The organism is Bradyrhizobium sp. 141 (assembly GCF_023074055.1).
Lineage (GTDB): Bacteria > Pseudomonadota > Alphaproteobacteria > Rhizobiales > Xanthobacteraceae > Bradyrhizobium.
On sequence record NZ_JADPKR010000019.1, the window covers coordinates 14847 to 38920 of the forward strand.

Consider the following 24074-nt stretch of genomic DNA (forward strand, 5'->3'; position numbering starts at 1 on the left):
ATGACTGATGTTCTCGCTATCGAGACGGCTGCACGGTCTGGGTGCCGGCAGACGTGGGATCTGATAGCTGCTTGTTGTTAGCTATACCCAAGCTGCTGTTATTGCCGGTCGCGAAGGCTTTGTATGTGGCAACGGGAATGGCCGCGCGATTGCCATCACTCGGCACAACAGCCTGATTGTCAATCAAGTCGCGCGGATCGTTGACCATGCCCGCCAAGTTGTTGCGGATCGAGCAGCCAAGCGTCGGATCGAAAGAATTGTCGTTCACGGAAGGGCCGACGATCGCAATCGACGGACAAACGGGAGGGTGCGCCTCGTACGTAATCGCCTCGATTCGGGCGGCAGAGCCATCACGCCTATCGATGAATGGACCGTACAGGCGGATGTTGTGAGCGTCGACGCCCACTGCGCGGGCCTCAGCTGCTATCTGCGCCCCGAGCCGACGTGAGCCGACGATATCAAGATGGAGCGCGTCATACCGACCGCGACTGGTACTCGCTATGAAATAACGCAGACGCTGCCGTTCGGGCCCTCCAAGGGTCTGTAACAGTAAGACGTTCTTCTCCTGTTCAACCAGGATCGCTTGCGCGGTCGGTTCGAGGTAAGTCGGCGCGGTGCTTGCGCAGCCACCTAGACTGGCCGTCAGACAGATGAGGGGACGCACGAATCGTAATCTCATTGGTCGAATCCTCATTCGATGATGTGGCCGGTGCCCCTTATCGCGCCTGGTACGCTTATCGGGGGAGCACTGCGAACAGGCGAGCGCGTTGCCAATGTGTTCGTCAGACTGCGCGCGAGGTCTGAGGGCGGAGCGATGCGGTCGGTGGGCGCACTCATCTGCTTCGAGTTCGATCGTGGCCGCACGACGTAAGGCGTGACGATGATCACGAGTTCCGTCTCCTCCTGTTGAAATGACGATGAGCGAAATAGCGCACCAAGAATCGGAACGTCGCCGAGCCAAGGGAAAGTCGTGATCTCAGTGCTGAAGTTGCGCCGGATAAGCCCACCAATTGCAAAGCTCTGGCCGCTGGCGAGCTCGACAACCGTGTTTGCACGCCGGGTGGAGAGAGCCGGCACGGAGATGCCGTTGATGTTGACAGCACCTTGTGACGATAGTTCGCTGACTTCAGGCTTCACGCGGATATTGATCTGATTGTTACTGAGAACGGTCGGCACAAACTCCAGGCTGACGCCGAAGTGACGGAACTCGACAGAGACCTGCCGATTGTCCTGCAACACCGGAATGGGAAATTCGCCGCCGGCGAGGAAGCTGGCGGATTCGCCTGACATTGCGGTGAGGTTCGGTTCAGCAAGTACGGAAGCGAGGCGCTCGTGAGCCAGTGCATCGAGCATAGCGCTGACGTTCACATGGCCAGTGTTGACCCCCATCTTCGCCGTACCGCCGCCCTGCGCCGCGCCGTATCCACCACCACTGCCACTGACCAAGCCGAGAGTGAAAGGGCCAGCTTGACCGGAAGCGGAGAGGTTGACGCCGAGCTCCTTCATGGCGCTCCGGGAGACCTCCGCCACCCGCACGCTCAGATTCACCTGCAATGACCCCGCCACCTGAATCTTGTTGACGACGAGCGCACCAGACCCAAGAAACTGCTCGGTCACTTTCATCGCTATATCGACGATCTCCGCATTGGGCGCCGTACCGCTAAGGATGGCCCCGCGCGGGGTGTAGCTTACCTGGATGGGATAGTCGCCGACCTGGGCTTTCAGCGTGGCGCGCAGATCCTCGATCGGCTGGGTGACGACAACACGCAGCTCAGCGAGAGCCTCCCCGGCCTCGTTCAGTGCGAACAAGGTGGTCCGCCCGGATTTTTTGCCGAAAACAAAGATGGTCCTGTTCGAAGGTGCCTGATAGTCCGCGACCGTAGGATCTGCGACAAAGATGCTCGCGGCTGGCGCTGGCAGGTGAATCGTCTTACCTAGCGAAGAGGAAAGGGTCAGCGTTGCGCTAATGCCGTCGGCAGCCGTACGCTGCGGCCCACCTCCATCATCCCGCTTGATCTGAGCTACGGCCGCAGCCGGGAATAGCAGGATGACCACGCACAAAAGCTGCCAAAGACAAGGAAGAAAGGTGGACGAAAGGCCGTTGGCGGCGATCGATCCTCGAGTGACGCCGGCATGCTTGTCAAGAATGATGCTCAAGATGGTCTTTTCTTTCAAGTTCAATTAACTACGCGGTCGATGCCGCGCCTTTCAATTCAAGGACGTAGCCGATCCCGCGCGCGGTTTTGATCCGTAGGGTCGCACCGGACCGACTCAAATGACCGCGCAAACGATAGATTCCGACCTCAAGCGCATTGGTTGAGACCTCGTCGTCAAATGCATAGAGGCTATCTTCCAATGACGCGCGAGCCACGGTGCGGCCGGCGCGGCTGAGCAGATGTTCGAGAATGCACACCTCGCGGCGGGCAATCTTCAGCGGTCGACCATTGACCGATGCTTGCCGACCGATCGAATCGAATCGTAGATTGCCAAAGGTAACGATGGGGGCCGTCATTTGCGTTGATCGGCGCAGAGTAGCGCGCATCCGTGCGATGAGTTCATCAGTAGATACGGGCTTGGGCAGGAAGTCGTCCGCACCGCCATTAAATAGCGCTATCCGCCTACCGAGCTCGTTGAAGTTACTCATCATCACGGCAGGCATCGAATGTCCGTCACGTCTCAACTGCTTCAGCCAATCCAAGCCGTCTCCATCCGGTAGAACCAACTCGAGCAAGAGAATGTCATAGCTGGCGCAACAAAAAGCGGCGGCCGCCTCGTCCAGGGTGCACGCTACGTCAACGGCAAAACCGCAATCGGAGAGCGCATCTTGTACAACGCGCGCTGGGTCCGTCTCATGATCAACGAGTAGCGTTCGCATTCCACGACCTCCTATCAAGTCACCCAAGACAACCACCACGTCACGTTCGAGCATGACCACTCCCGAGCGGAATTGAACAGTCCGGCCTCCGCGTAAGCGTTGGAATCCGGAATAGACGAAGAGCAGCGGTACTGGCGAATCGCATACTGGATCGGGATTCCATTGTAAGCTCGACTGGCGTTGTTCACTGTCTCACGTGGCGCGCATGCATCTTGGTGACGTCGAATGTGCTCTTGCCACCGGGACATAGGTGGCAATCAATCAAATGCATCGATAGGCGGGCAGCACCCGCTCAGCGCCGGAACAATCCCGGCAGTTGTCGCCGACATCGTGAAGTCGAGATGATTGCCGAGAACACATTGATTGGTGAAATCGATGGTTTGGATCCATGCATTCACATGGCCGATCAGTGACAATGCCGTTCCATGGTCTGGACCTAAATCTCCTCATCACGATCGATGCTTCCGATGGCGAGCGCAGCCGCACGGCCGCAGGTTTGATGGGCGAGCAGCGATGATATGCGATTTGCATCGCGGCCCTCAATTTGCAAAGCCTCACACGCCGGCAGGCGTTCCGTGCTTGAGCAACGAACTTCCTCATTCGGCCAAAAAGGTGAGCCTCCTTCGTGCTCCGATCACCGGAGCGACAGCGATGGCCAAGCGCGGCTACGCTCAGCTGGAGAACGCCATAACGAGGCCGTCCTGCCGCGCCTTCCTATTTTTGACTTTTATAAAATCACCGAGACGCTGTGGAAAGAACTGCTCAACGGCCGGACAATCCAAAGACGGGGGATGACATGAACTTGGCCGCACCGGGCAAAACCGTGCCTACAATCCGATCGCGGTGTCCATGATCACGTACTCATCGCAGCTTTGCCGACAGCAAACCTACGATGTTGCGTGATGCACGGCGCTTTCACTACCCGGCGGCACATGAAGTGTGAAATCAATTCTTTGGATAGATTGCATTCACACCCTGGATAGTGACAACACGTCTGAGGTCTGTGTCTCAGTCTCGTAGTCGCACCTGATGCTCTGATGACCGAACGCAATCTGTCGCTGGCAGCTCTGGTGGGGTGAGCGATGATTTTGGTGATTTGCATGACGGCGTCTTCCTGCAAGGCTCACATTGGGCACCGACTCTTCTGGACTAGCAAACCCAGTCATGGTCACTCGCCCAGCAATGTCGGTTCTGCTCCATCCGGACGTGGGAAAAATGTTGTTGTGATCGACATTCTACGTCTGATCAGAATGTGCAGCATCTCGGAATCGGTGGGCGACTTGCTCAGGAAATCGCATGGTGCATGACCGCGCGTCTGCAAGTTGTCCCGTCTGAGCCGAAGCGCCCCGATCCTAGAGAGCTTGACGGCCAATAAGTCTTCCGCAGAGTGCTTGGCAGGCGCATTGGAGTGCGGACAGCTGCTTTGGTCACGTTGTGGTCAGCTAAGTTATATATCCTCCTGGCAAAGCTTGCCGCGCACGAGCTCAATCGCGTGCACTTTGCCAATGCGGGAGCGATCTGATGTATGGCAGAATCGGTGGATCCGTTTTGCGGAAGCGGTTGCCGGCCTGGAGCGAGGTGGGTCGTCGTCGGCGGGCGCGTCGCCATACTCCTTGCGTTCCAATCCGCCCATTATCAAGATCGTCGACCGAGAATCTTTCATGCGCAAACTGAAGAGATTCTTGTCCAGTGACATCATGCACATCGTCAGTAACCCGCAGGAGTACTCGGATTTTGTTCGGAGAAAGCCGAGCGGGCTGCAACTGTCGGTGGAGGCTATTCCAGTACTTACGGTGATCCGGATAAGCCCGCGCGATTTTTCAGCTATCAGGTTGGGTGACGAAACTGTAGGGCTTTTAGGAGCCGGAGGCTCGGTCCGGATCAAGGGAGACCATTTTCGCCAACAGTTCGGGCGTAACGATATCACGTCCGTGGTAGATCTACGCGTTACTCATCCGCTCGTCGAGAACGCGGGCGATATCCTGCTGGAGCATGAACTGCGAATGGACGGCGATCATCCGTTGGTCTTATCACGTCCTGGCGTAGGAGGTATGAAACCCCGTCTAGCGGAAAGGGGTTTTGTTCACGTGGGTCGCAATAACTGGGTGCTTGATCCTCAACAGCATCCCAAAGTGTGGACGAAGAACGAGAACGACCAGTGGCACCGAGTAGACAGGCCTACAAAGTATCTTTCCAAAGTCGAGGATAGCGATAGTCAAGAGAGCTGCGAGACGGATTCGTCTGACGATGATCCCTCGTATTACCTGGAGCGCACTGTTCGAAGATTGGCTGTGGGACAAGACGATTCGGAATGATGAAAGCGGGCTGGAACTGACTGGTATTTCGCTATTGCAGGGCCATCTCAGTAGTGAACTTGAAGGAAGCGCTCGCGCGGATCGTGCTCCTCGCGCGTGACAGATGCCCGGTTTCGAACGTCAAGTTTGACTTCCTCGGCTACTGCTTCCGGCCGCGACGGGCAAAGAACTCACAAAACGCCTCGGCATTTTGCAGTTTTCTGCCTCGGCTCAGCGCTTCGGCGCTGAAGGTTATGCGGGCGGCAATCCGGGATTTGAACCTCCGAAAACGGACCCATGTGTCAATGGCTGACATCGCTCGGCAGCTCAATCCCCTCCTGCGGGCGGGGATTGTGTATTACGGTCGATTCAGGCGAGCGCCTCTGGGTCAATCCTTCGATACGTCAATCAGACAATCGAGGCTTGGATGATGCGGAAGTTCAAACGCTTTATGGGTCGCAAGGCCAAGACCGGCCGCGTTCTCGAACGACTATCTCGCGAACGTCCCGGGTTGTTCGCACAATGGAAGATCGGCATACGCGGCTCGTTCGCCTGATGGGAGCCCAGTGACGCGAGAGTCTCACGCTAGGATCCATGAGCGGCCGGCGGTGAGATTCCGCCGGCCTACTAGCCAAAGCCGTCTGCCCGGATCTGTGAGGGGCAAAGCCAAATGGCCGAGCTACTCGATCACGATCCACGGCGATGTGGGTTTCCTGTGCAACCGGAAAAACGCCCTTCGTCAGCTACTCGTCAGCCAGCCTGTCTATCCAGACAGGCTGCGCATTCTCGACTTGATTGGAGATGGAATATGACGGGCATTGGCCGATCTGGAAGATCGCGCACTGGAGATGCTGGAGCCGGATCGAGCAGTTCACGCTCGCACTCAAGTCTAGCCCCTGGGGGAGGCAGTCAATCGTTCGATTCCGTCGTGGAGCGGATGCGCTCTGGGCCCCAAGATAGAGGGACGTCCTCCGCTAGCATGGCGCGCGGTGCCGGCGATGCCTTTGGCGACAGGTCTTCCGGTCCGTCCGTTGGCCCAGATCGAATCTTAGGCGCTGCGCCACGTGCAGCCGCTGCGCCACGTGGAGCCACTGCGCGGCGGCGCGGCTTTCCCTCAGTGTCGGAGGGTGGAGAAACGGCGCCGGTCGCCAGCCAGCCGCCAACTTCCGGTGTGGCAGTCCCCATTTCCTCGTCAGAGGAAGAAATCAACACAGCAAAGCGACACATGCGCCGCCTGCGTGAGGAACTTGACGCATGCGCTCATGCGGGCACCCGTGCCCGGAACTTGGAGGAGGTGCAAGAGCTGACCGAGCGGTTCGCCGAAGCAGGCTCGGCAGTTCTGGACTACTACGCGAGCCTGCGCCCGGCCGTGGCGCCGAGCATTTTGTCCGACGATAAGGCCCGTCATTACCGCGATCTCGTGCTCGAAGCGAGCGGCGAATGCGACGCAAAGGCTGCAGAGGGTTCCGACGCCTTGCTAGACGGCAAGCAACGTATGGTAGACCTGTTCGAGGGGATGCTCAAATCCAACGCTACCCCCGACCAGCTGAGCCGAGTGGCTTCCAGTTTGGCGAAGCACCTCGCGCCTTGCATCGAGTGGTGGGGAAAGAAGATGTTGTGCAAGGAACGAATGCGGTCCGCCTGGGAGGCCACTGCCAACTTGCCAAGCACGACGCCCGAGATGCGGAAACTCGAAGAGGCCACACTACGCGTGCAAACCGGCTGGGCACTTTATACGGCGTGCATGTGTCTGGAATCGCGGATTGCGCTCGCGAAACTTCGGATTGAGTCTAAGGCGAGCAGGTTTGAACCAGCCGTCAGGGACGCCCTCATGGATGAGAACGGGCAGGTGCGTCTGCTCGGGACCTATGTCGATGATGCTCTTCCGGCATTCTTCTCGACGTACGACGCCGTTCTGAACAAGCACGGAGAGCCACTCGACGCGGAGCACTGCACCGTTCTGGAAGGAGTCATGGAACGGCATTCGGAATTTGCCTCAGGGGTGGAACGCATCGTTGCCAGCCTAAGGGATGCTGGAACGGATGCCGACCTTCCATTGGAACAGTTGGACCAGATCGTGGAAGGTGCATGGGTCGCCGCGAACCAAGTCACGCGACTTTTGGCAGCGCAGCCAAAGAGCCCGGTCCTGATTGAACCGCCTGCCCAGCCTGCGATATCGGGAAAGACCGACTTAGCGGCTGAGAGCCACGCGGCGCGCAGGAAGGGGAAAGGCAAGCGCGCACCGGCCGGAGGCGAGAGGAGTTCAACGGCCGGGCTGCGCGAGCCGCAGCTCGCTAGGCCCAATGCTGCCTCAGCCCCGACTGCCAAGGTTATCGTACTCTCGGATCTGGGTACAAAGAAGCTCGCGAGTGCAGAGGAGGCACGCGCGAGGGCGTCATCATCGGCGACCGGGCACCTGGCGATGTGGCAGGCTCCGCCCTCCATGAACGCACTGACGGGATTACTCAAGCGATTGGACGAGCTGCTGCAGTTCGATCTGCCGGCTCAGCAAAGCGCCGTCTCGCAAGCGCGCCAGATGAAGCCTGAGGACGCCGACCACGTCGTGGATCTCGTCCTTAAGCGCCTGCAGACGCAGGCCGCCGAGATTAAGACCTGTGTAGCCGCGCTGGAGGAGCGCCGTCGCCTACTCACGCCTGCGCAAGTGACTGAAGTGCACGAAAAATTAGTCCGGCTTAAGGCGATGTTGTCCGAGGTTCAGGGACAGGCAAACTCATTGAACGCGCGAAAGGCGGCGATCACGATCGATTGCATGAAGACCTACGCGTTTCCGTCGCAGACGTACCTTGAACAGTTGCGGGCGGCCGAAGAACTTGCGTCTGTGGATCCACCCCACGCCTTGAACATCGAGCCAACGACGCTGTTCGAGATCAAGCTGCAGCCCAAGGCGTTGCGCAGTGGTAGGATGCCAAGTCCGATGTGGGTGCACATCCATACCAAGCTGCCGGTACATGCCTGGCAGTTGGCCACGCTGGGCGGCGCCGACTTCGCCGCTTGCCACGTGAAGTCCAATGAACAGCGCGGCTACAATCGGCAATGGCAGAGCGCTCGAGCCGCCACGGGGCACAAGAACGTCGTGATCCACCGCGGCAAGCTCACGCCTGCGTTCTGTAAGTCGTTGCTGAGCATCGCCCCATGCTACTCCCTTCCCGAGGCGGAGCACGCGTCGATGCAGTTCGCGCGCCTCAGGATGTAGTTACCTGAGTGTCTCGCGCCAGAGCGTCGCTGTGGTGACACCATCAAGCAGACCGTTATCACCGAGAGGAAATCCTCGATGAACTCGAAGCCGGCGCGGGCTCCTCGAACAGATCGACAACGGGGTCCGACTGAAATTCGATCGGGAGCGTGGAGACCCCGACTTCCTTTCGCTTGAAAAACAGCATCGCGGCGCTTGTCGCCGCGCTTGCGATGGCCGGGTCCGAATAGCCTAGGACCCGGCTATGCTTCAGATCGTGAATGAAGCAGTTTTGCGCATTTGTGTTCGAGATCCCGTCGCCGATCGCTTCGGTAAGTGTCTGCGGCGCCGTGCTTAGCGCCCCACAATGATTGGGCTTCCCGGCCTGGAGCACCAGAATGCGGTGTAAAGGGCCAAACGCGTGCGGGCCAGCCGCACCGGGCTCTCGTGCTGGGGTGTGACGGCCCTTTCCGCTACTCCGGGGGCAAGATGAGGAGTCGTCGCTGACCTCAAAGAAAGGAGACGCCCGCGAAAACAATTGTTCGCATCGGTTTGAATACGTGAAGAGTGTAGTGTTTCAGCTGCATGGCGTTGAAAGGACGGAGCAGCCGAGGGTTGAGGGCGCGGAAGGCACGGTCAAGTTAACGAATTGGAGCGGCCGAGCGGGCAGACGAGCGGCATGCCAACCGCCCGGGGTTCTTTCTCGCCGTCATGGTTTCCCACCGGAAGTGATCTGCTATGCCGTTTGGATGTATTTCCCGTTTCCATAAGCTCGCGCATGGTCGAGGAAATGCTGGCGGCGCGCGGCATTGTCGTGACCTATTAAACCGTGCGCCAGCGGGGAACCAAATTCGGCAAGGCGTTCTCCTTTTGGATCCGCCAGCGCGCTCCGCGCGCGGCGACAAATGGCATCTGAACGAAATCGCTATCTCGACGCGGCCGAACAACATTGGCTCTGGCGCGCTGTTGACCAGAAAGGGCTCGTTCTCGAGGTCTTAATCCAGCGCCGAAGAGACTCGCGCGCTGCGCAGCGGCTTGTCAAGAAGCCCTCGGCGACCAGCAGGCCGCGATTACGCTCGCCGCGATCCATCAGAAAGCGGACCAGATCAATAGCGCCGGCGGCTATCTGCGAAGCCTGACCGACCGTGCCAAGGACGGGAAATTCTCCGTGTGGCCGATGATCATGGCCTTGCTGCGCGCCAAGCTCGACGGATCGAACCCGCCAACCACACCGCCCACCCAGGGCCCTGGCCGGTCCGAGCCAGGAAAACCGACCGAGAGCGGCGGGCTCCAGCCGAGCGCCGAATTGCGGGCTCTTCTCGCCAAGCGGCCGAAATGATCCAAAACGGGCGGGAAATGACTCCGTCGTTGCGGACGACTCGGCTACCAAATTTTAAGGTTAACAAAAGATGGGAGAGGACGACTTGACCAGAGATGCAACGTCTGTCGGCGGCGCGATCGCGGCCGCCCTCAAACGGGCCGAGGAGTTGCGCGGCCTCAGCGACCGCCCGGCTCGCGTGCGGATCATGACGATCTTTGGCGATGATCGCTCAGGTCTCACGATTAACGCCCGCATCGCGGCACGAATGCCGGCGGAGCATCGTGCCCAGGAAGGCCTCGGGACACGCTGCATCCCATGGGACGCCCTCGACGCGCGTGCCGGCGAGATCGTTGGCCTGGTCGACGAGGTCGTTGGCGAGGTGACGCTGGCCGTCCGAAACGCCCCGCCAGTGCCGCGGCCGAGCCGCTTGGAAGATGATCTTGAGCTTGCCGCGTTCGACGAACTGATCGATGAACTCGGCCGAACGATTATCCAGTCGGCCTTTTCCGTGCTGGAGACGCATCCGGCCAAGCACGTCTCGCGGGAGCTGGGCAGCGAAGCTGCGATGTTAGCCGCGCTGAAATTCGCGGCACTCGCGGCCTATACCGGCCATGTCGGACTGAATGACGCCCAGGACGAGCTCCGAATGGCGATGGGCGAGGTGATGAGCAACATGCGCGCTTCGCCTGAATTGATGTGTCGGCAGAGCTTGAATTCGTAAGCGGCGAGGGCGCGGCGTCAGAGAACGGCTGCGCAAACGTCTCACCCCGAGACACAAAACCTTGGCATAGGTTGTGCAGACTAACGAGAGCCGGGATTTTGCATCACCCTCCCGGGGCTGGATAAGCGCCGCCTGCAAGGTATTTCGAGCAGGCGGCGTTTTATTGAATGTCCCAATTCGATTTCGCGGGTGTCCCAATGAGGACCAATGAGGATAGCAGCGAACGGTGCGGCCGCCCGGCATCTAAGGTTCGATCTCAAAGCCGCCGACAGCATGTCCTGCGATCGCGACAATTTCGATCGACGCGGCCTTGAAAAGCCCCGCTGGTGGTAATACTCTTGGAAGATATGGTATTACAATCGTTGTGTCCATGACCACGACAGTCACAGCCAAGGGACAGGTGACCATCCCGAAGTCTGTCCGCGACCTTCTCGGCATCGTGCCGGGCAGCAAGGTCGATTTCCGGCGTGCGGCCGACGGCAGTGTGGTGCTGGCGCGCGCTGACAAGAAACAGCCGGCGAGCCGCTTTGCCAAACTGCGTGGCCATGCCGGCAAAGGGCTTGATACCGACGCGATCATGGCGCTGACGCGTGGCGAAGGGTGACGCTCGTCGACACCAACGTTCTGCTCGACCTGGTCACCGATGATCCAAATTGGGCGGGTTGGTCGGTGGCCCAGCTTGAGGCGGCGAGCCTCAAGGGACCGCTCTTGATCAACGATATCGTCTATGCCGAGCTTGCGGTCCGGTACAACCGCATCGAGGGTCTGGATGCCTTCATTGACGAAGCCGGTCTCGACATCGCACCGATTCCCCGCGAGGGGCTGTTTCTGGCCGGCAAGGTGTTTGCGCAGTATCGCAAAGCGGGCGGATCGCGGACTGGCGTGCTCCCCGACTTCTTCATTGGCGCCCATGCCGCCGTTGCCGGTCTGCCGCTGCTGACCCGCGACGTCGGCCGCTACCGCACCTATCTTCCGTCATTAAACCTGATCGCACCGGACGGCTGAGGGGTCTCGGCGCCACATCCCTCAACGTTCCTGGCTCGCGCGGGGGAGGGGCGCTTTTGGCTTCAGAGCCCCGCGGCTTTGGTGAGATTGACCCGAAAACGGTCGCGCCGGCGTTGGTACTTGCGGGTCATCTCGGCGCTGGCATGGCCGAGCTGCTTCTGGACGTAGCGCTCGTCGACCTCGGCCGAGGAGGCGAGGCCGGCGCGCAGCGAATGCCCGGCGAACTTCGTCTCCCGCTCGCCCTCCGGCAGATCGGCCCGGACGCCGGCGGCCAGGGCCGCGCGTTTGACCAGCCGCGCGACCTGCTGATCGCTGAGCCGATCGGGTCCGACCTCCTTGCCCTGGCCTCTCACGCGCCGGAACAGCGGGCCGTGGCCGATCCGCGCCGGCTTCAGCCAGATCTGCAGGGCGACGACCGGGCAGGTCGCATCCGACGAGCCGCGGCCGATCTCGAGCTCGCGCCAGCCGGTCTTGCCGCGCAGGGTGACAACCAGGCCCTGGTCGAGGATCTCGACCCAGCCGGAAGAATCCTCGGTCTGGTCACGGCCACAATCCAGCCCGACGATCTCCGAGCGCCGCAGGCCGCCGGCAAAGCCGATCAGCAGCATGGCGCGATCGCGTAAGCCCCGCAGCGTGCCACGGTCGAGCGTCTCAAGCATGGCGATGACGTCCTCCGGCAGCACCGCTTCCTTCTGGCGGGGCGGGGCGGCGTGGGTGTTGCGGATGCCGGCCAGCACGGTCGCGATATGCCGATCCGCTCGGTCGAGCGGCGTCCCGCGCTGGGCATAATTCCAGGCGAGCGCCGAAAGCCGCCGCTCGATCGTCGCGACCGCATTCGCCTGGCGATCGGCGGTCGCCGCGCCGGAGGCGCAGGCGGTGATGTAGAGGCCGACGGTTTGCGCCGACGGCGGCAGGACCTCGAGGCCCCGGCGCCGGCACCAGGCGGAAAAGTGCTTCCAGTCCGACGCATAGGCCCGGCGGGTGTTGGCCGAGCTCGCGGCGTCGACATAGCCGCGGGGGGGGGGCGCGCTCGGCCAGGCGCGCGAGATGCGCCGGCAGGCTGGCGGCCGGAAGCGGGGCGGGGAGGCCGCCGCGGGTCGCGACTGAGGCCTCCGCCGCGGAAAGATCGACGCCAGGAGGCGGGCTGTCCGGCGGTGCGGAGGCGTCCGGAGCGCGATTGTCCGGGGTCTGGGCGGCGATATCGAGCATTCCTTACGACCCCCCGCCAACCTTCGCGCCGGTGCCGGCCTGGCTGCGTCGCGCACCGCCCGACATCGTCACGGAAGCGGTGTTTTATGCCGGCGCGGCGCTCGCGGCGCTGCATCCGATTGCCCGCGACGAGCACCCGCTCGGCAGCTTGTGGCGCCAGCGTCTCGCGCTCACCTGCGCGGCCACGCTCGCGCGCCGGGGTGGGCGCACGGAGGACGAGGCGATGCTGCGCGACCACTGGTATTTGCGCCGCGACAAGGATGACCCCGGCCCCGGCGGCCGTATTCTCGCCGCCTGGCGCAAGCTCGGCGAACGGGCCTCCTCCAGCGACGTGGAGGGATGGATTTTTGGCCTTGCGACCACGCTCGGCCATCCGCTGGGCTCGCTGCCGAGCGAGATCGTCGAACTCGCAAGCCGGCATACGATGCGGGAGCACGCCGTGCCGGTGCTCGCCGCCGCGGAGATCATCGCCGCGAGCAGGCGCGTGCTCCCGAACGAGGAGGCGCTGCCGCTGTGGCTGGCGGACGCGGTCCTCGCCCATCAGCTCCGCTGGCCGGCACCGATGCCGCTGATTGCGGCCCATCTGACGCGCGGCGCGCTGCGCAAGGCGCCACAGCATCTCGAGGGCGAGACTGCCTTCATGAGCGCACTCTGTGCGGCCTACACGAACGCCGCCGTCGCCGCGATCGACCTCTACAGTGATCTTGCACGGCGGGCGACACGCCTGCTGACGGTTGTGCCCAAATTGCGCGGCAAGGACGCCGGCGTCATGGTGGGGATCCTGATGGTGGAAGATGCCCAGCCCGCCGGCGCCGGCAAGACGGCGAGCGATCGCAGCACGCGGCGGCTGTTCGAGCGGCTGGTCTCGCTCGGCGCTGTGCGCGAGCTGACCGGCCGGCCGACATTCCGATTGTACGGGCTCTGAGATGGGGCGGCGCGCGCGGCCGAAAGAGGGTCTCGATACCGAGCTGGCGGACCTGCCAGCGGATCTGCGCTGGCGCGAATGGATGGGTCGGGTCGAGGCCGTGATCTTCGCCTCGCCCGAGCCGGTGACGCGCGAGGCGCTCGCTCGCGTGGTCGGCCGCGATTGCAGCATCGACCTTCTGATAGACGACCTCCGTGAGGAGCTGCGCGGCCGGCCTTACGAGCTCGTCTCCATCGCCGGTGGCTGGCAGCATCGCACCCGGAAAAACTTCGCCGAGGCGATCCGCTCGGCGATCGGCGCCGGCAGTGACGGCAGGGCGTTGTCGCAGGCCGAAGCGCTGATCCTCGCCTGCATCGCCTATTACCAGCCGATCACCCGCGGCGAATTGTCAGGCTTCTTCGGCAAGGAGGTCAGCCGCGATACCATCGGCCGTCTGCGCGGATTAGGGTTCATCGCGAGCGGCCCGCGCAGCCCGCAACCCGGCGCGCCCTACACCTATGTGACGACCAAGGCGTTCCTGTCGCACTTCGGCTTGGAAATGCTGCGCGATCTTCGGGACATGGAAGCGCTCGAGGATGCCGGCCTGCTCAGTAAGGATAAGATGTTGGCGGGAGAGTTTCCGGACCCCTTGGCCGAAGGCCCGAACGATCGAGAGAAGCAAGTAGGACTGGTATCTCGTGAATAGAAAGCGGCAGAACAACCAGCAAGCGCTGGCCTTGGAACCGAAGGAGTGGGGTGAAGCACCGGCGCGCGGTGACGAGGAGATCCGCGCCTGATCAGCTTGATCCGGCGCTGGTTGAAAGCGGGTGTCTTGGAAGACGGAGCGGTGTATCCGAGCGAACAAGGAACGCCACAAGGCGGATCGATCAGTGTGCTTTTGAGCAACCTCTACCTTCATTACGTTCTCGACCTCTGGTTCGAACGCGTGGTGAAGGGCCGGTTGCGGGGCGAAGCCCGGCTGGTGCGCTATATCGACGACTTTGTGATCTGCTTCCAATATCGATCGGACGCCATCCGCGTACAGGAGGCCCTGCAACTCCGGTTGGGGAAGTTCGGTCTCACTCTAGAGCCGACCAAGACCAAGTTGGTCGAGTTTGGTCGGTTCGCGCAAAGACACGCGGGCAAACGCGGCAGAAACCGCCCGGAAACAATCTACTTTCTGGGTCTGACGCTCTATTGCACGCGAAACCAAAGAGGCAACTTCAAGGTTGGGATGCGTACCGAGAAATCTCGGCTAAAGCGCAGCCTTATGTCTCTGCAGGAGCTGATGCGGCGAATACGGCATTACAAGATCAGTGACCAGGCCGATGAAATCAACGTCGTCCTGCGCGGCCACTATGGCTATTACGGCGTCGCCGGAAATCTCCGGAGCCTCGTAAAAGTTTATCGGGCAGTGGAGCGTTACTGGCGCGGAATGCTGCGCAGCCGCAGCTGGGCAGGCCGACGCCTCACTTGGGACGCCTTCAACCAAGTCAAAGAACGGACACCGTTGCTGAAGCCTAAGCTGCGCCTCCCTTATCGGGAGCTGCAGGCGCTTGCAGTGCTGTGAACCAACTGTCGAAGAGCGTCGGTGCGGGAAATCCGCACGCCACGTTCTGTAGGAACCGGGGGCGGGCGACCGCCTCCGGTGACCCGGTGGGTGGCGTCGCGAGACGTCCCCCTATCCCGATCAAACAGCCCTATGCCGCGCTCGGCATAGGCAGGTGGCGATGAGGCTGTAGATGACGGCCGCACGCCGGCCGCCCTCGTCGGACCCGGCGAAGGTCCAATTTTTTCGCCCTACGGCGACCGCCCGTAGCGTATCGCTCCGGCGAAGAAGTATCTTTTGGAAGACGTCGATCGTTCACCTCAACGCATACCATTTGATCTCCACGATGGCCTGCTAGCGCGGTTGGACGCGGAGATTGATTAGGCGCCTCCACTCGATCGTCTTTCGCGCTTCAACCCTCACCGACGCGATGAAGATGGCTTTTGTTTCAGATGAAATCAAAGAGAGCAACTCTAAAATCATAGGTTAACAGTCTCGGCCGATAAGCGCAGGTGTCAGATGACAGCGCCTCATTCCGACCGAGCGGGAAATGATTGCGCATTGGGGAGATAGGGAATGTCGAAGGCAACAGGACAGCTGTCGATCGTCTTACTAACCTTCATGTGCCTGTCGACAGAGGCGGCGCCACTCTCTGTCCGTGAAGTCGATCAGCTCGCCCGCGAATGCGCTCCGTCAGTCGCCCCATCAACGCTTGCGGCGATCGCCAACGTCGAAAGTGACTTCGATCCGCTTGCGGCATATGACAACACCACCGGCGAGAGCCTTCACTGGAACGATCAAGCGCAAGCGAGTCAAAGCGTTAAGAAGCGCCTTGAAGCACGACATTCAGTCGACGTTGGGCTTGTGCAGATCAATTCGAAAAACTTTTCCATGCTGGGTCTGACGCCCGACAAGGCCTTTCAGCCGTGCACCTCATTGTCAGCGGCCGCGCACTTGCTCGAGGAGCGCTACGCCGGCGGTAAGACCACCGCGGCAGAGCAACTGGCGCTTCGGCGGGCGATCTCGGCCTACAATACCGGTCATCCGACCCGCGGCTTTACGAATGGATATGTGCGAAAGGTCGAGTTAGCCGCCCGACAGATGGTGCCGTCGCTCGTCGAGGTGAAGGAAGCGGCTGAAACTCCGATCCCGGAAGAAACATGGAACGTGTGGGGCTCGTATGAGCGTCATGATCGTTCGGCGAGCAAGACATCTGACGCGCCAACGACACGCAAAAAAGGTCAACATCGAAAGTCGTTACGAGCGCCGTGATCATCACCGGTCCGACTGGAGTGGAGCACTGGAATGCTGTCGATAGGACTTGCTTTGCACGAGGCGCCAAATGGCAACTCGGGACGACGATCAATTCATAACCGGCTGAATGATGGAGGACTGCATGAATTCCTGTTGTGACAATGGCCGTGCGTACTTACGAATGGCGGCCCGGTACGCGCCCGCCGCTATTGGGGCGGTCGGCTGGATGGTGTTATCCATCGAGCCGGCCTCGGCTGAAGGTGCCGATCCGGCTGCAATGCTCAACAACATATGCCAGTTTATCCTTGGCCCGTTCGGCAAGTCGCTCGCAATGCTTGGCATTGTGGCTATCGGTGTGTCGTGGATGTTCGGCCGAGCATCGCTCGGTCTCGTTGCCGGTGTCGTCGGAGGGGTTGTGATTATGTTTGGAGCGAGTTTTCTTGCGCGAGCCCTCATAGGGAACGGCTGATGAGTGCCCATCTGGAAGAAACGACGCTGTATGTGGCGGCAACGCGGCCCGCTTTGTTTCTCGGAGTACCACTAACTCTGGCGGGATTGTTCATGATGCTAGCCGGCCTACTTGTCGTTATCGTCCAGAACCCGCTCTACGAAGTGGTTCTCGTACCACTGTGGTACGGGGCGCGGCTGACGGTGGAGCGTGACTATAACGCCGCAAGTGTTGTTCTCCTCTTTCTTCAGACCGCCGGCAGAAGCGTTGACGGAGCTCGTTGGGGTGGCGCGAGCGTCACCCCAAACCCGATTGCCGTGCCGAAGCGGGGAAGAGGAATGGTGTGATGCTCGGCACAAGTGGCATGTCCGAGAGATCTGGAGAGATCTATTTACCCTACGTGGGACACCTAAGTGAGCACGTTGTCTTGCTAGAAGACGGATCGATCATGAGTATGGCACATATCCGTGGCGTGGCGTTTGAGCTGGAAGACGCTGAGATGCGGAATGCGCGCTGCCGCGCATTCAACACGCTCTTCCGCAACATCGCGGACGATAATGTCTCAATATATGCCCATCTCGTGCGCCACAACGATGTCCCGGCGCCGCCGGCGCGGCAGTTTCGTAGCGCTTTCGCGGCCAGCCTGAGCGAAGCCTATGAGCAGCGTGTGCTGTCCGGTAAGCTCTTCAGCAACGACCACTTCCTTACCCTGATCGTCTTTCCCCGCACCGCGCTCGGCAACGTCCGAGGCAGATTCGCCAATTTGTTCAAACGACAAGAGCCGGATTTCGCGGAGCAGATCCGGAATCTGGAAGACATCTGGCGAGTTGTGGCGGATGCGCTCGAGGCATATGGTCTTCGTCGCCTCGGCTTTCGCGAGAAGAATGATGTGCTTTTCACGGAGATCGGGGAAGCACTCCGACTGGTGGTGACGTGCCGTTTCACGCCAGTACCGCTTGTTAGCGGCTCGTTGGGAGCGTCGATCTATACTGACCGAGTCATTTGCGGCAAGCGGGCGCTAGAGATTCAAACGCCACAAGTGAGTTACGTCGGCGCGATGTTTTCATTTCGCGAATACCCGGCCAAGACGAGGCCTGGCATGCTCAACACCCTATTGTCTGCCGATTTTCCGCTCGTCTTGAGCCAAAGCTTCTCCTTTCTTACTCGTGCGCAGGCTCATGCGAAGCTCAGCCTTAAATCCAGCCAGATGACAAGTGCCGGTGACAAGGCCATCACCCAGATAGGGGAACTAGCCGAGGCAGAGGATGCACTGGCAAGCAACGAATTTGTCATGGGCTCGCATCATTTGAGCCTCTGTGTCTACGCCAACAATCTTAACAGCCTCGCGGATCGCGGTGCGCGCGCCCGCACGCGATTGATGGACGCAGGGGCCGTCGTAGTCCAAGAAGGCATTGGCATGGAAGCTGCTTATTGGTCGCAACTTCCAGGCAACAACAAGTGGCGCACGCGTCCGGGGGCGATCACCTCAAGGAATTTCGCCGGGTTGGTCTCGTTCGAGAACTTTCCCAGTGGCAAGATGAGCGGTCACTGGGGTAACGCAGTTGCGCGCTTTCGCAGCAACGGTGGGACCGCATTCGATTATGTTCCGCATGAGAATGACGTCGGCATGACGGCGATATTTGGGCCCATCGGCAGGGGCAAAACGACGCTTATGGCGTTCATACTTGCAATGTTCGAGCAGAGCATGGCTGACCGCAGCGGCGCGATCGTCTTCTTCGATAAGGACCGTGGTGGGGAGTTGATGGTACGGGCCACTGGAGGGACATACCTGACGCTACGAAGAGGCGTGGCCAGTGGCTTGGCGCCGCTCCGCGGGCTGGACAATACAGCAGCCTCGCGGGATTTTCTCCGCGAATGGGTCGTGGCGCTGATTGAAAGCGATGGACGTGGAGGCATTTCACCGGAAGAGGACCGGCGGCTAGAGCGCGGTATTCGTCGGCAGCTTTCGTTCGAGCCACATATGCGGTCCCTCGCGGGCTTGCGCGAATTCCTGTTGCATGGCCCGTCCGAAGGTGCTGGAGCGCGGCTGCAGCGTTGGTGCCAAGGTAATGCACTCGGCTGGGCATTCGATGGAGAGCGTGACGAAGTAAAGCTCGATTCGTTCATAACGGGCATCGATATGACGCATATCCTTGAGTACGAGGAGGTCTGCGCACCCGCCGCAACATATCTACTGCATCGAGTCGGAGCTGTAGTCGACGGACGTCGCTTCGTCATGAGTTGCGATGAATTTCGCGCCTATCTGCTGAACCCACGGTTCTCGGCGATCGTCGACAAATTCTTGCTCACCATTCGCAAGAACAATGGGATGTTGATACTAGCAACGCAGCAGCCCGAGCATGTTCTGGAATCGAGCCTAGGTGCCAGCCTCGTGGCACAATGTAAGACGAAAATCCTTTATCCATCCCCGACGGCTGAGCGGTCGGCTTATATCGAAGGCCTGAAATGTACCGAGCAGGAATTTCGCGCGATCCGCGAGGATATGACGATTGGCAGGCGGAAATTTCTGCTCAAGCGCGAGAGCGGGAGCGTGATCTGCGAATTCGATCTTCGTGAGATGCACGAGTATGTTGCGGTGCTGTCTGGCCGCGCCAATACGGTGCGCTTTGCCGATCAGCTGCGCGAAACATACGGAGAAGAGCCGTCTGCGTGGCTCGACAAGTTCATGGTCCGTTACCACGAAGCGCAAGATTGACAAGGAAATCAAATGAAACGTACTCAACTCAAGGCAGTAGTAGTGGCGATTTGTGTCATTGGATCGGGGCCGGCCCGAGCGCAGTTCGTGGTTAGCGATGTCTTGGTGGAAGCCCAAACGGCTGCAACTGCAGTCAATACTGCGGCGAACTTGGAAAAGACAATCGCAGTGGCAGCCAGCACTGCAGCGAACCTGGAACAGACAATTGCAATGGTATCGATGCTGACTACGTCATTTGGCGTGTCCGGCCTATTAGGCTCACTTAATCAGCCAAACCAGTACCCAGCCAGCAATCAGCTCGAAAGGCAGATGTTTGCTGGGCAGCGACCAACCGCGGGCACTGCGAATGAGATCGTATCAGATGCGAGTCGCACGGTGAAGGGCAGCGATGCGGAAGCGACACTGCTACATGATCAGATTGTAGGGTCTGCTAATGCTGCGGGTCTTGCTGCCAACAATCTGAATGCGTTGGATCATCGCCTGGCAGAGAATGCCAATACGCCAAATCAGCTGTCGCGTTCAGGGAACATTATGCATGCGACGGTTACAAACGGGCTCGTTCTCAAGCAGATCCACGATGCGGTCATCCAGAACGCCCAAGCGACCAGTTTGCTAACGATGACCGTTGCACAGGCAGGCCTCCATCAGGCAGAAGAGGCTGTGGCCCAGCGAAGAGAGCACCAGGCGACCGCCGATCTATTCCGCCCCTAAGTGCTGCAGCGCTACAAGTGGCCGCCACGCCCGGCGAAGAAGAGGCGTGCTCAAGAGGGAGAACAAATGACTCTCAGGATACCCGCGCCATTTTCGGCGATACATGAAATCTTCGATGTCGCCTTTTCTGTCGGATTGCGCACTATCCTTGAGAAGATCCAGAGCGCAGTTAGTGCGCCTCTGGTGACCTGTGTCACGCTTTGGATCATGGTCCAGGGCATTCTGGTGATGCGTGGTGCAATTGATGCTCGGGCTGGGATAACGAAAGTGATGACGGTATCAATCGTCGTTGCACTCGTCGTTGGGCAGGCGAACTATCATGATTACGTGGTTTCGGTATTCGAGGACACAATCCCACAGTTTGTCCATGGGGTCAGCGGCAGTGGTCCAGGGGTGATTAATGTTCCCATGAAACTTGACTTCATATTTGCCGCAGCTCAAGCGACGTTTCAGCGGGTCGCGTCCGAGATAGGGCCGATGAACGGCCAAGACATCCTTGCCCTTGAAGGTGCTCAGTGGGTCTTGTACGGCACGCTTTGGACGGCGTTCGCGATTTACGATGGGACCGCGATCCTGACGAAAGTGCTGTTGGCGATCGGCCCGGTGATCCTTGTCGGATATCTCTTTGATCGCACGCGAGAGAGCGCTGCGAAATGGGTCGGACAACTCCTTACCTACGGGATACTTCTGCTCTTGCTGAATATCGTGGCGACGATCGTCGTCGCGACAGAAGCGGCCTGTGTTTTGGCGATACTCGGCGTAATCAAATTCGCTGGCACGACTGCGGCCAAGATCATCGGCTTGTACGAGCTCGACATGTTGTTTCTGACCGGTGATGCGTTAATTGTCGCGCTACCAGCGATCGCCGGCAATATTGGAGGCGCATATTGGAGCGGCATGACCCAGGCGCCTAGAAGCCTCAATCGCCAAGTCGTCCAAATTGTGCGTCGCTAGGATCACTCTAAAAGATACGGGATGGAGAGAGCCGGTGAAATATTGTCTCTTATTGCTGACCCTCGCCTTAGGCGCCTGCCAGTCAACCGAGAGGCTAGCGAGCTGCGAGGGGCCGGTGTTCCCGTTGAACGTGGATCGATGGCAACCCACTCAATCCGATCTTCAGCTTAGAAATGCGGAAGCACTTAATGAAAGGCCATGAATACGCGTTGTTGGTGAACAGAGAAGCGTTGGCGGATCACTATAAGGAAGTGGAAGCCTTTCAAATCGCGCGCGCGAGATCGGCGGGGCGTCTTTCCAAGATCGCGGGCGCCATTGCCGCAGTTGCTGTATTGGGGAATGTTGCGCAGGCCTTCACGATCGCCACCATGATGCCGTTGAGCAAGCTTGTTCCAGTGTATCTTTGGATACGGCCGGATGGGACCGTCGACAGCGAGGTGTCAGTCTCTCGACTGCCAGCAACCCAGGAGAAGGCCGTTGTTAATGCTGCACTCTGGGAATATGTCCGTCTGCGCGAAAGCTATACGGCCGACACGGCTCAATACGCCTATGATCTCGTATCGAATTTCAGCGCGCCGATCGTGCGGCAAGAGTATCAGCAGTTCTTCAATTACCCGAATCCACAGTCACCGCAAGTTATAATTGGCAAGCGCGGTCGGGTAGAGGCTGAGCACATCGCCTCAAATGACATCGCGCCGGGTGTGCAACAGATTCGCTACAAACGCTCTTTCATCCTGGAAGGGCAGAGACCTGTCGTGACGACTTGGACGGCGACAGTTCGCTATGAAAGGGTGAATAGCCTGCCAGGTCGATTGAGATTGACCAACCCCGGGGGCTTAGTTGTTAGCTCCTACGGTACGTCGGAAGACACCGTTTCGAATGCGGGGCGCAGCGAACAATGACGAAGAAATGCTTTATGACGCTGGCCTGGTTACTTTTCTTTGCAGTTGGCGTACGTGCGGAGGACACGCCGACGGCTGGTAAATTAGATCCGCGCATGCGCTCGCTCGCCTATGACCCCAATCAGGTGGTGCGCCTTTCGACCGCTGTCGGAGCGACATTGGTTATTAGGTTCGGATCCAGTGAGACTGTGACTGCGGTCGCCGTGTCCAATAGTAAGGACCTCGCGGCGCTTCCGCGCGGCAATTATCTCTTCTTCAAGGCTAGCCAGATCCTCCCGTCCCAACCAGTCATCGTGTTGACTGCGAGCGATGCGGGTATGCGACGCTACGTTTTTAGTATCTCGACCAAGGCCATGTCGCGTCTCGATCAGGAGCAGCCGGATCTCTACTACAGCGTACAGTTCAGTTATCCGGACGATGAGGCTGCTGCTCGCCGCAAGGAAGCAGAACAAAAGGCCGCCACCCGTCGACGCCGAGCAGAAGTAGAGTATCAACAGAGAACTCTGGAAGTATTGAAGCGGCCGGCCGCCGATCCTGCCAGCGACAATTGGCACTATGTGGCTCAGGGGGACCGTTCACTGTTACCGATAGAGGTATTTGATAATGGATTTACCACGGTGTTCCGCTTCCCGGGCAACGTGCGCATACCCTCGATCTACACGATCAATCCAGATGGCAAGGAAGCAACCGCGAACTATTCGGTCAAAGGGGACTATCTCGAGGTGTCTGTGGTCTCTCGTGAATGGCGTCTGAGGGACGGCAGCACAGTTTTGTGCATCTGGAATACCGCATACAATCCCGTTGGACGAAAGCCAGATACCGGGACAGTAAGACCCGACGTCAGGCGCGTTCTAAGGGGAGCAAGCTGATGGAGGACGTCAAACCACAATCGGTGCACGATGTAGATGCAACTGGATCCTTGGTCTCTGGCGCGCATCGCCGACGTCTTCCAAGATCGCAAAAGCTAATCGTTGCAGGCCTCATTCTTGCGCTATCCTTAAGCCTCATCTGGCTCGGCGGACCTTCCAAGAAGGATCACGAGGTCTCTCCACCACAAACCGTAATCGCCACCAACACCAACCCTTTTAACCCTGCGCCGATTGATGTCGTTCCTGGTCCACCAGCAGCACCGCCGGCTCAGCAGTCGGCAGTGCCCGCACCAGCACCGAGCCAGCCGGAACCCCACGGCCCGCCGCCTGAAGAAACGCCGATTTTTGCCTATAGCGGCGGTGATCAGGGCGCCGGCAAGCCGGTTCAGCAGGCGGGCATTCGCGGCGAGCACGAAAGAGATAAGGAAAACCCCAAGAGCCAGGCGTCAACCGAGAATGATCTTTCAATGCGCATGAAGCCAACTCTGCTGCAGCCTAATCAGGCGACACTCCTGCCGCACCCGGACTTCATGATTACCCAAGGAACGATAATTTCCTGCGTGTTACAAACAGCGATCGATACGAATTTAGCAGGCTATGTGAAATGCATACTGCCCCAGGATGTGCGCGGGACAACAGACCACATTGTGCTCTTGGATCGTGGCACGACAGTGGTCGGAGAGATTCAGCGTGGCCTGCAACAGGGAGATGCGCGCGTCTTTGTGCTCTGGATTCGCGCCGAGACACCAGACCATGCTTTAATTTCGCTCGCGTCCCCGGGAGCTGACGAACTCGGCCGCTCGGGACTGCCAGGCACGGTCGATAATCATCTATGGGAACGTTTTGGTGGAGCTGTGCTCTTGAGCGTCATGCAGGGTGCATTCCAGGCGGCCAGTAGTTATGCTGGCAACACAGGTGGAGGGACCAGCTTCAACAGCTTCCAGAGCAATGGTGAACAAGCCGCAGACACGGCACTAAGGACAACGATCAACATTCCACCAACTCTGAAGAAAAACCAGGGCGAGACGGTATCCATATTTGTCGCACAGGATCTCGATTTCTCAAATATATACCAGCTCCGGATGATGGGTCAGGCCCCGACAGGGCGGAGTCGACACTCCATGCCGAGGTAAGCTGAACGGAAATGAA

22 protein-coding genes and 3 pseudogenes are annotated in these 24074 nt (G+C 59.5%); 20 read left to right on the forward strand and 5 right to left on the reverse strand.

The features are described from left to right. Positions 1-16: 16 nt before the first annotated feature. From IVA81_RS06580 to IVA81_RS06595, 4 genes are all read right to left on the reverse strand, one after another. Entirely contained in the window at positions 17-679 is a 663-nt protein-coding gene (locus IVA81_RS06580) for a CpaD family pilus assembly lipoprotein (RefSeq protein WP_247313969.1), read from the reverse strand. Positions 680-690: 11 nt separating this feature from the next. After that, positions 691-2112, reverse strand: a complete 1422-nt coding sequence (locus IVA81_RS06585) for a type II and III secretion system protein family protein (RefSeq protein ID WP_247314021.1) — start codon at positions 2110-2112, stop codon at positions 691-693. Between the two features lie 73 nt (positions 2113-2185). Next, a complete protein-coding gene (locus IVA81_RS06590; RefSeq protein ID WP_247314022.1) occupies positions 2186-2875 on the reverse strand; it encodes a response regulator transcription factor in 690 nt (229 codons plus the stop codon). 257 nt (positions 2876-3132) lie between these two features. Further along, positions 3133-3291 carry a hypothetical protein gene (locus IVA81_RS06595; protein WP_247313971.1) on the reverse strand — a complete coding sequence of 53 codons (159 nt, stop codon included), beginning with the start codon at positions 3289-3291 and terminating at the stop codon, positions 3133-3135. A gap of 1245 nt (positions 3292-4536) precedes the next feature. Here IVA81_RS06595 and IVA81_RS06600 point away from each other — a divergent pair. The 7 genes and pseudogenes from IVA81_RS06600 to IVA81_RS06630 all read left to right on the forward strand — a co-directional run bounded on the left by IVA81_RS06600 (position 4537) and on the right by IVA81_RS06630 (position 11409). After that, positions 4537-5190 carry a host specificity protein gene (locus IVA81_RS06600; RefSeq protein ID WP_247313973.1) on the forward strand — a complete coding sequence of 218 codons (654 nt, stop codon included), beginning with the start codon at positions 4537-4539 and terminating at the stop codon, positions 5188-5190. Positions 5191-6394: 1204 nt separating this feature from the next. Continuing rightward, on the forward strand, positions 6395-8383 hold the full coding sequence (locus IVA81_RS06605; RefSeq protein ID WP_346659145.1) for a hypothetical protein: 1989 nt from the start codon (positions 6395-6397) through the stop codon (positions 8381-8383). Between the two features lie 658 nt (positions 8384-9041). Beyond that, a pseudogene (locus IVA81_RS06610) lies at positions 9042-9435 on the forward strand (DDE-type integrase/transposase/recombinase); the annotation flags it as partial. Then, positions 9411-9701, forward strand: a pseudogene (repC, locus tag IVA81_RS06615) (replication initiation protein RepC); the annotation flags it as partial. The pseudogenes IVA81_RS06610 and repC, both read left to right, overlap by 25 nt. 85 nt (positions 9702-9786) lie before the next feature. Continuing rightward, positions 9787-10404 (forward strand): hypothetical protein, encoded by a 618-nt coding sequence (locus tag IVA81_RS06620; RefSeq protein ID WP_247313975.1) that lies wholly within the window; start codon positions 9787-9789, stop codon positions 10402-10404. A 370-nt stretch (positions 10405-10774) separates the two neighbouring features. Continuing rightward, positions 10775-11008: an AbrB/MazE/SpoVT family DNA-binding domain-containing protein gene (locus IVA81_RS06625; RefSeq protein ID WP_247313977.1), complete on the forward strand. Its 234-nt coding sequence runs from the start codon at positions 10775-10777 to the stop codon at positions 11006-11008. After that, positions 11005-11409, forward strand: a complete 405-nt coding sequence (locus tag IVA81_RS06630) for a type II toxin-antitoxin system VapC family toxin (RefSeq protein ID WP_247313979.1) — start codon at positions 11005-11007, stop codon at positions 11407-11409. Before IVA81_RS06625 ends, IVA81_RS06630 begins: the two co-directional genes overlap by 4 nt. 62 nt (positions 11410-11471) lie before the next feature. On the opposite strand, the pseudogene IVA81_RS06635 reads toward IVA81_RS06630, so the two are convergent. After that, positions 11472-12618 (reverse strand): annotated as a pseudogene (locus IVA81_RS06635) (site-specific integrase). Between IVA81_RS06635 and IVA81_RS06640 the strand changes: the two are divergent. From IVA81_RS06640 to virB10, 13 genes are all read left to right on the forward strand, one after another. Further along, the gene (locus IVA81_RS06640) at positions 12587-13543 is read left to right on the forward strand and encodes a DUF1403 family protein (protein ID WP_247313981.1); all 957 of its coding nucleotides are present in this window, start codon (positions 12587-12589) and stop codon (positions 13541-13543) included. The pseudogene IVA81_RS06635 and the gene IVA81_RS06640 overlap by 32 nt on opposite strands. 1 nt (position 13544) lies before the next feature. Beyond that, a complete protein-coding gene (locus tag IVA81_RS06645; protein WP_247313983.1) occupies positions 13545-14228 on the forward strand; it encodes an SMC-Scp complex subunit ScpB in 684 nt (227 codons plus the stop codon). A gap of 96 nt (positions 14229-14324) precedes the next feature. After that, a complete protein-coding gene (locus IVA81_RS06650) occupies positions 14325-15092 on the forward strand; it encodes a reverse transcriptase domain-containing protein (RefSeq protein WP_256469314.1) in 768 nt (255 codons plus the stop codon). A gap of 555 nt (positions 15093-15647) precedes the next feature. Beyond that, complete coding sequence (locus tag IVA81_RS06655; protein ID WP_247313988.1) at positions 15648-16343, forward strand: type IV secretion system lytic transglycosylase VirB1; 696 nt, start codon at positions 15648-15650, stop codon at positions 16341-16343. A 124-nt stretch (positions 16344-16467) separates the two neighbouring features. Further along, complete coding sequence (gene virB2 / locus IVA81_RS06660) at positions 16468-16794, forward strand: pilin major subunit VirB2 (protein WP_247313990.1); 327 nt, start codon at positions 16468-16470, stop codon at positions 16792-16794. Then, positions 16794-17120 carry a type IV secretion system protein VirB3 gene (locus IVA81_RS06665; RefSeq protein WP_247313992.1) on the forward strand — a complete coding sequence of 109 codons (327 nt, stop codon included), beginning with the start codon at positions 16794-16796 and terminating at the stop codon, positions 17118-17120. Before virB2 ends, IVA81_RS06665 begins: the two co-directional genes overlap by 1 nt. Further along, positions 17120-19489 (forward strand): VirB4 family type IV secretion/conjugal transfer ATPase, encoded by a 2370-nt coding sequence (locus IVA81_RS06670; protein WP_247313994.1) that lies wholly within the window; start codon positions 17120-17122, stop codon positions 19487-19489. Before IVA81_RS06665 ends, IVA81_RS06670 begins: the two co-directional genes overlap by 1 nt. A gap of 12 nt (positions 19490-19501) precedes the next feature. After that, positions 19502-20200: a type IV secretion system protein VirB5 gene (locus tag IVA81_RS06675; protein WP_247313996.1), complete on the forward strand. Its 699-nt coding sequence runs from the start codon at positions 19502-19504 to the stop codon at positions 20198-20200. A gap of 66 nt (positions 20201-20266) precedes the next feature. After that, positions 20267-21154, forward strand: coding sequence for a type IV secretion system protein (locus IVA81_RS06680; RefSeq protein ID WP_247313998.1), 888 nt, complete (start codon positions 20267-20269; stop codon positions 21152-21154). Positions 21155-21188: 34 nt separating this feature from the next. Then, on the forward strand, positions 21189-21356 hold the full coding sequence (locus IVA81_RS06685) for a type IV secretion system lipoprotein VirB7 (RefSeq protein WP_247314000.1): 168 nt from the start codon (positions 21189-21191) through the stop codon (positions 21354-21356). Then, positions 21343-22056 carry a type IV secretion system protein VirB8 gene (locus IVA81_RS06690; protein ID WP_247314001.1) on the forward strand — a complete coding sequence of 238 codons (714 nt, stop codon included), beginning with the start codon at positions 21343-21345 and terminating at the stop codon, positions 22054-22056. The genes IVA81_RS06685 and IVA81_RS06690 overlap by 14 nt, the downstream gene beginning before the upstream one ends. Beyond that, positions 22053-22925, forward strand: a complete 873-nt coding sequence (gene virB9 / locus IVA81_RS06695; RefSeq protein WP_247314003.1) for a P-type conjugative transfer protein VirB9 — start codon at positions 22053-22055, stop codon at positions 22923-22925. Before IVA81_RS06690 ends, virB9 begins: the two co-directional genes overlap by 4 nt. Further along, positions 22925-24058 (forward strand): type IV secretion system protein VirB10, encoded by a 1134-nt coding sequence (virB10, locus tag IVA81_RS06700; protein ID WP_247314004.1) that lies wholly within the window; start codon positions 22925-22927, stop codon positions 24056-24058. The genes virB9 and virB10 overlap by 1 nt, the downstream gene beginning before the upstream one ends. Positions 24059-24074 lie beyond the last annotated feature (16 nt).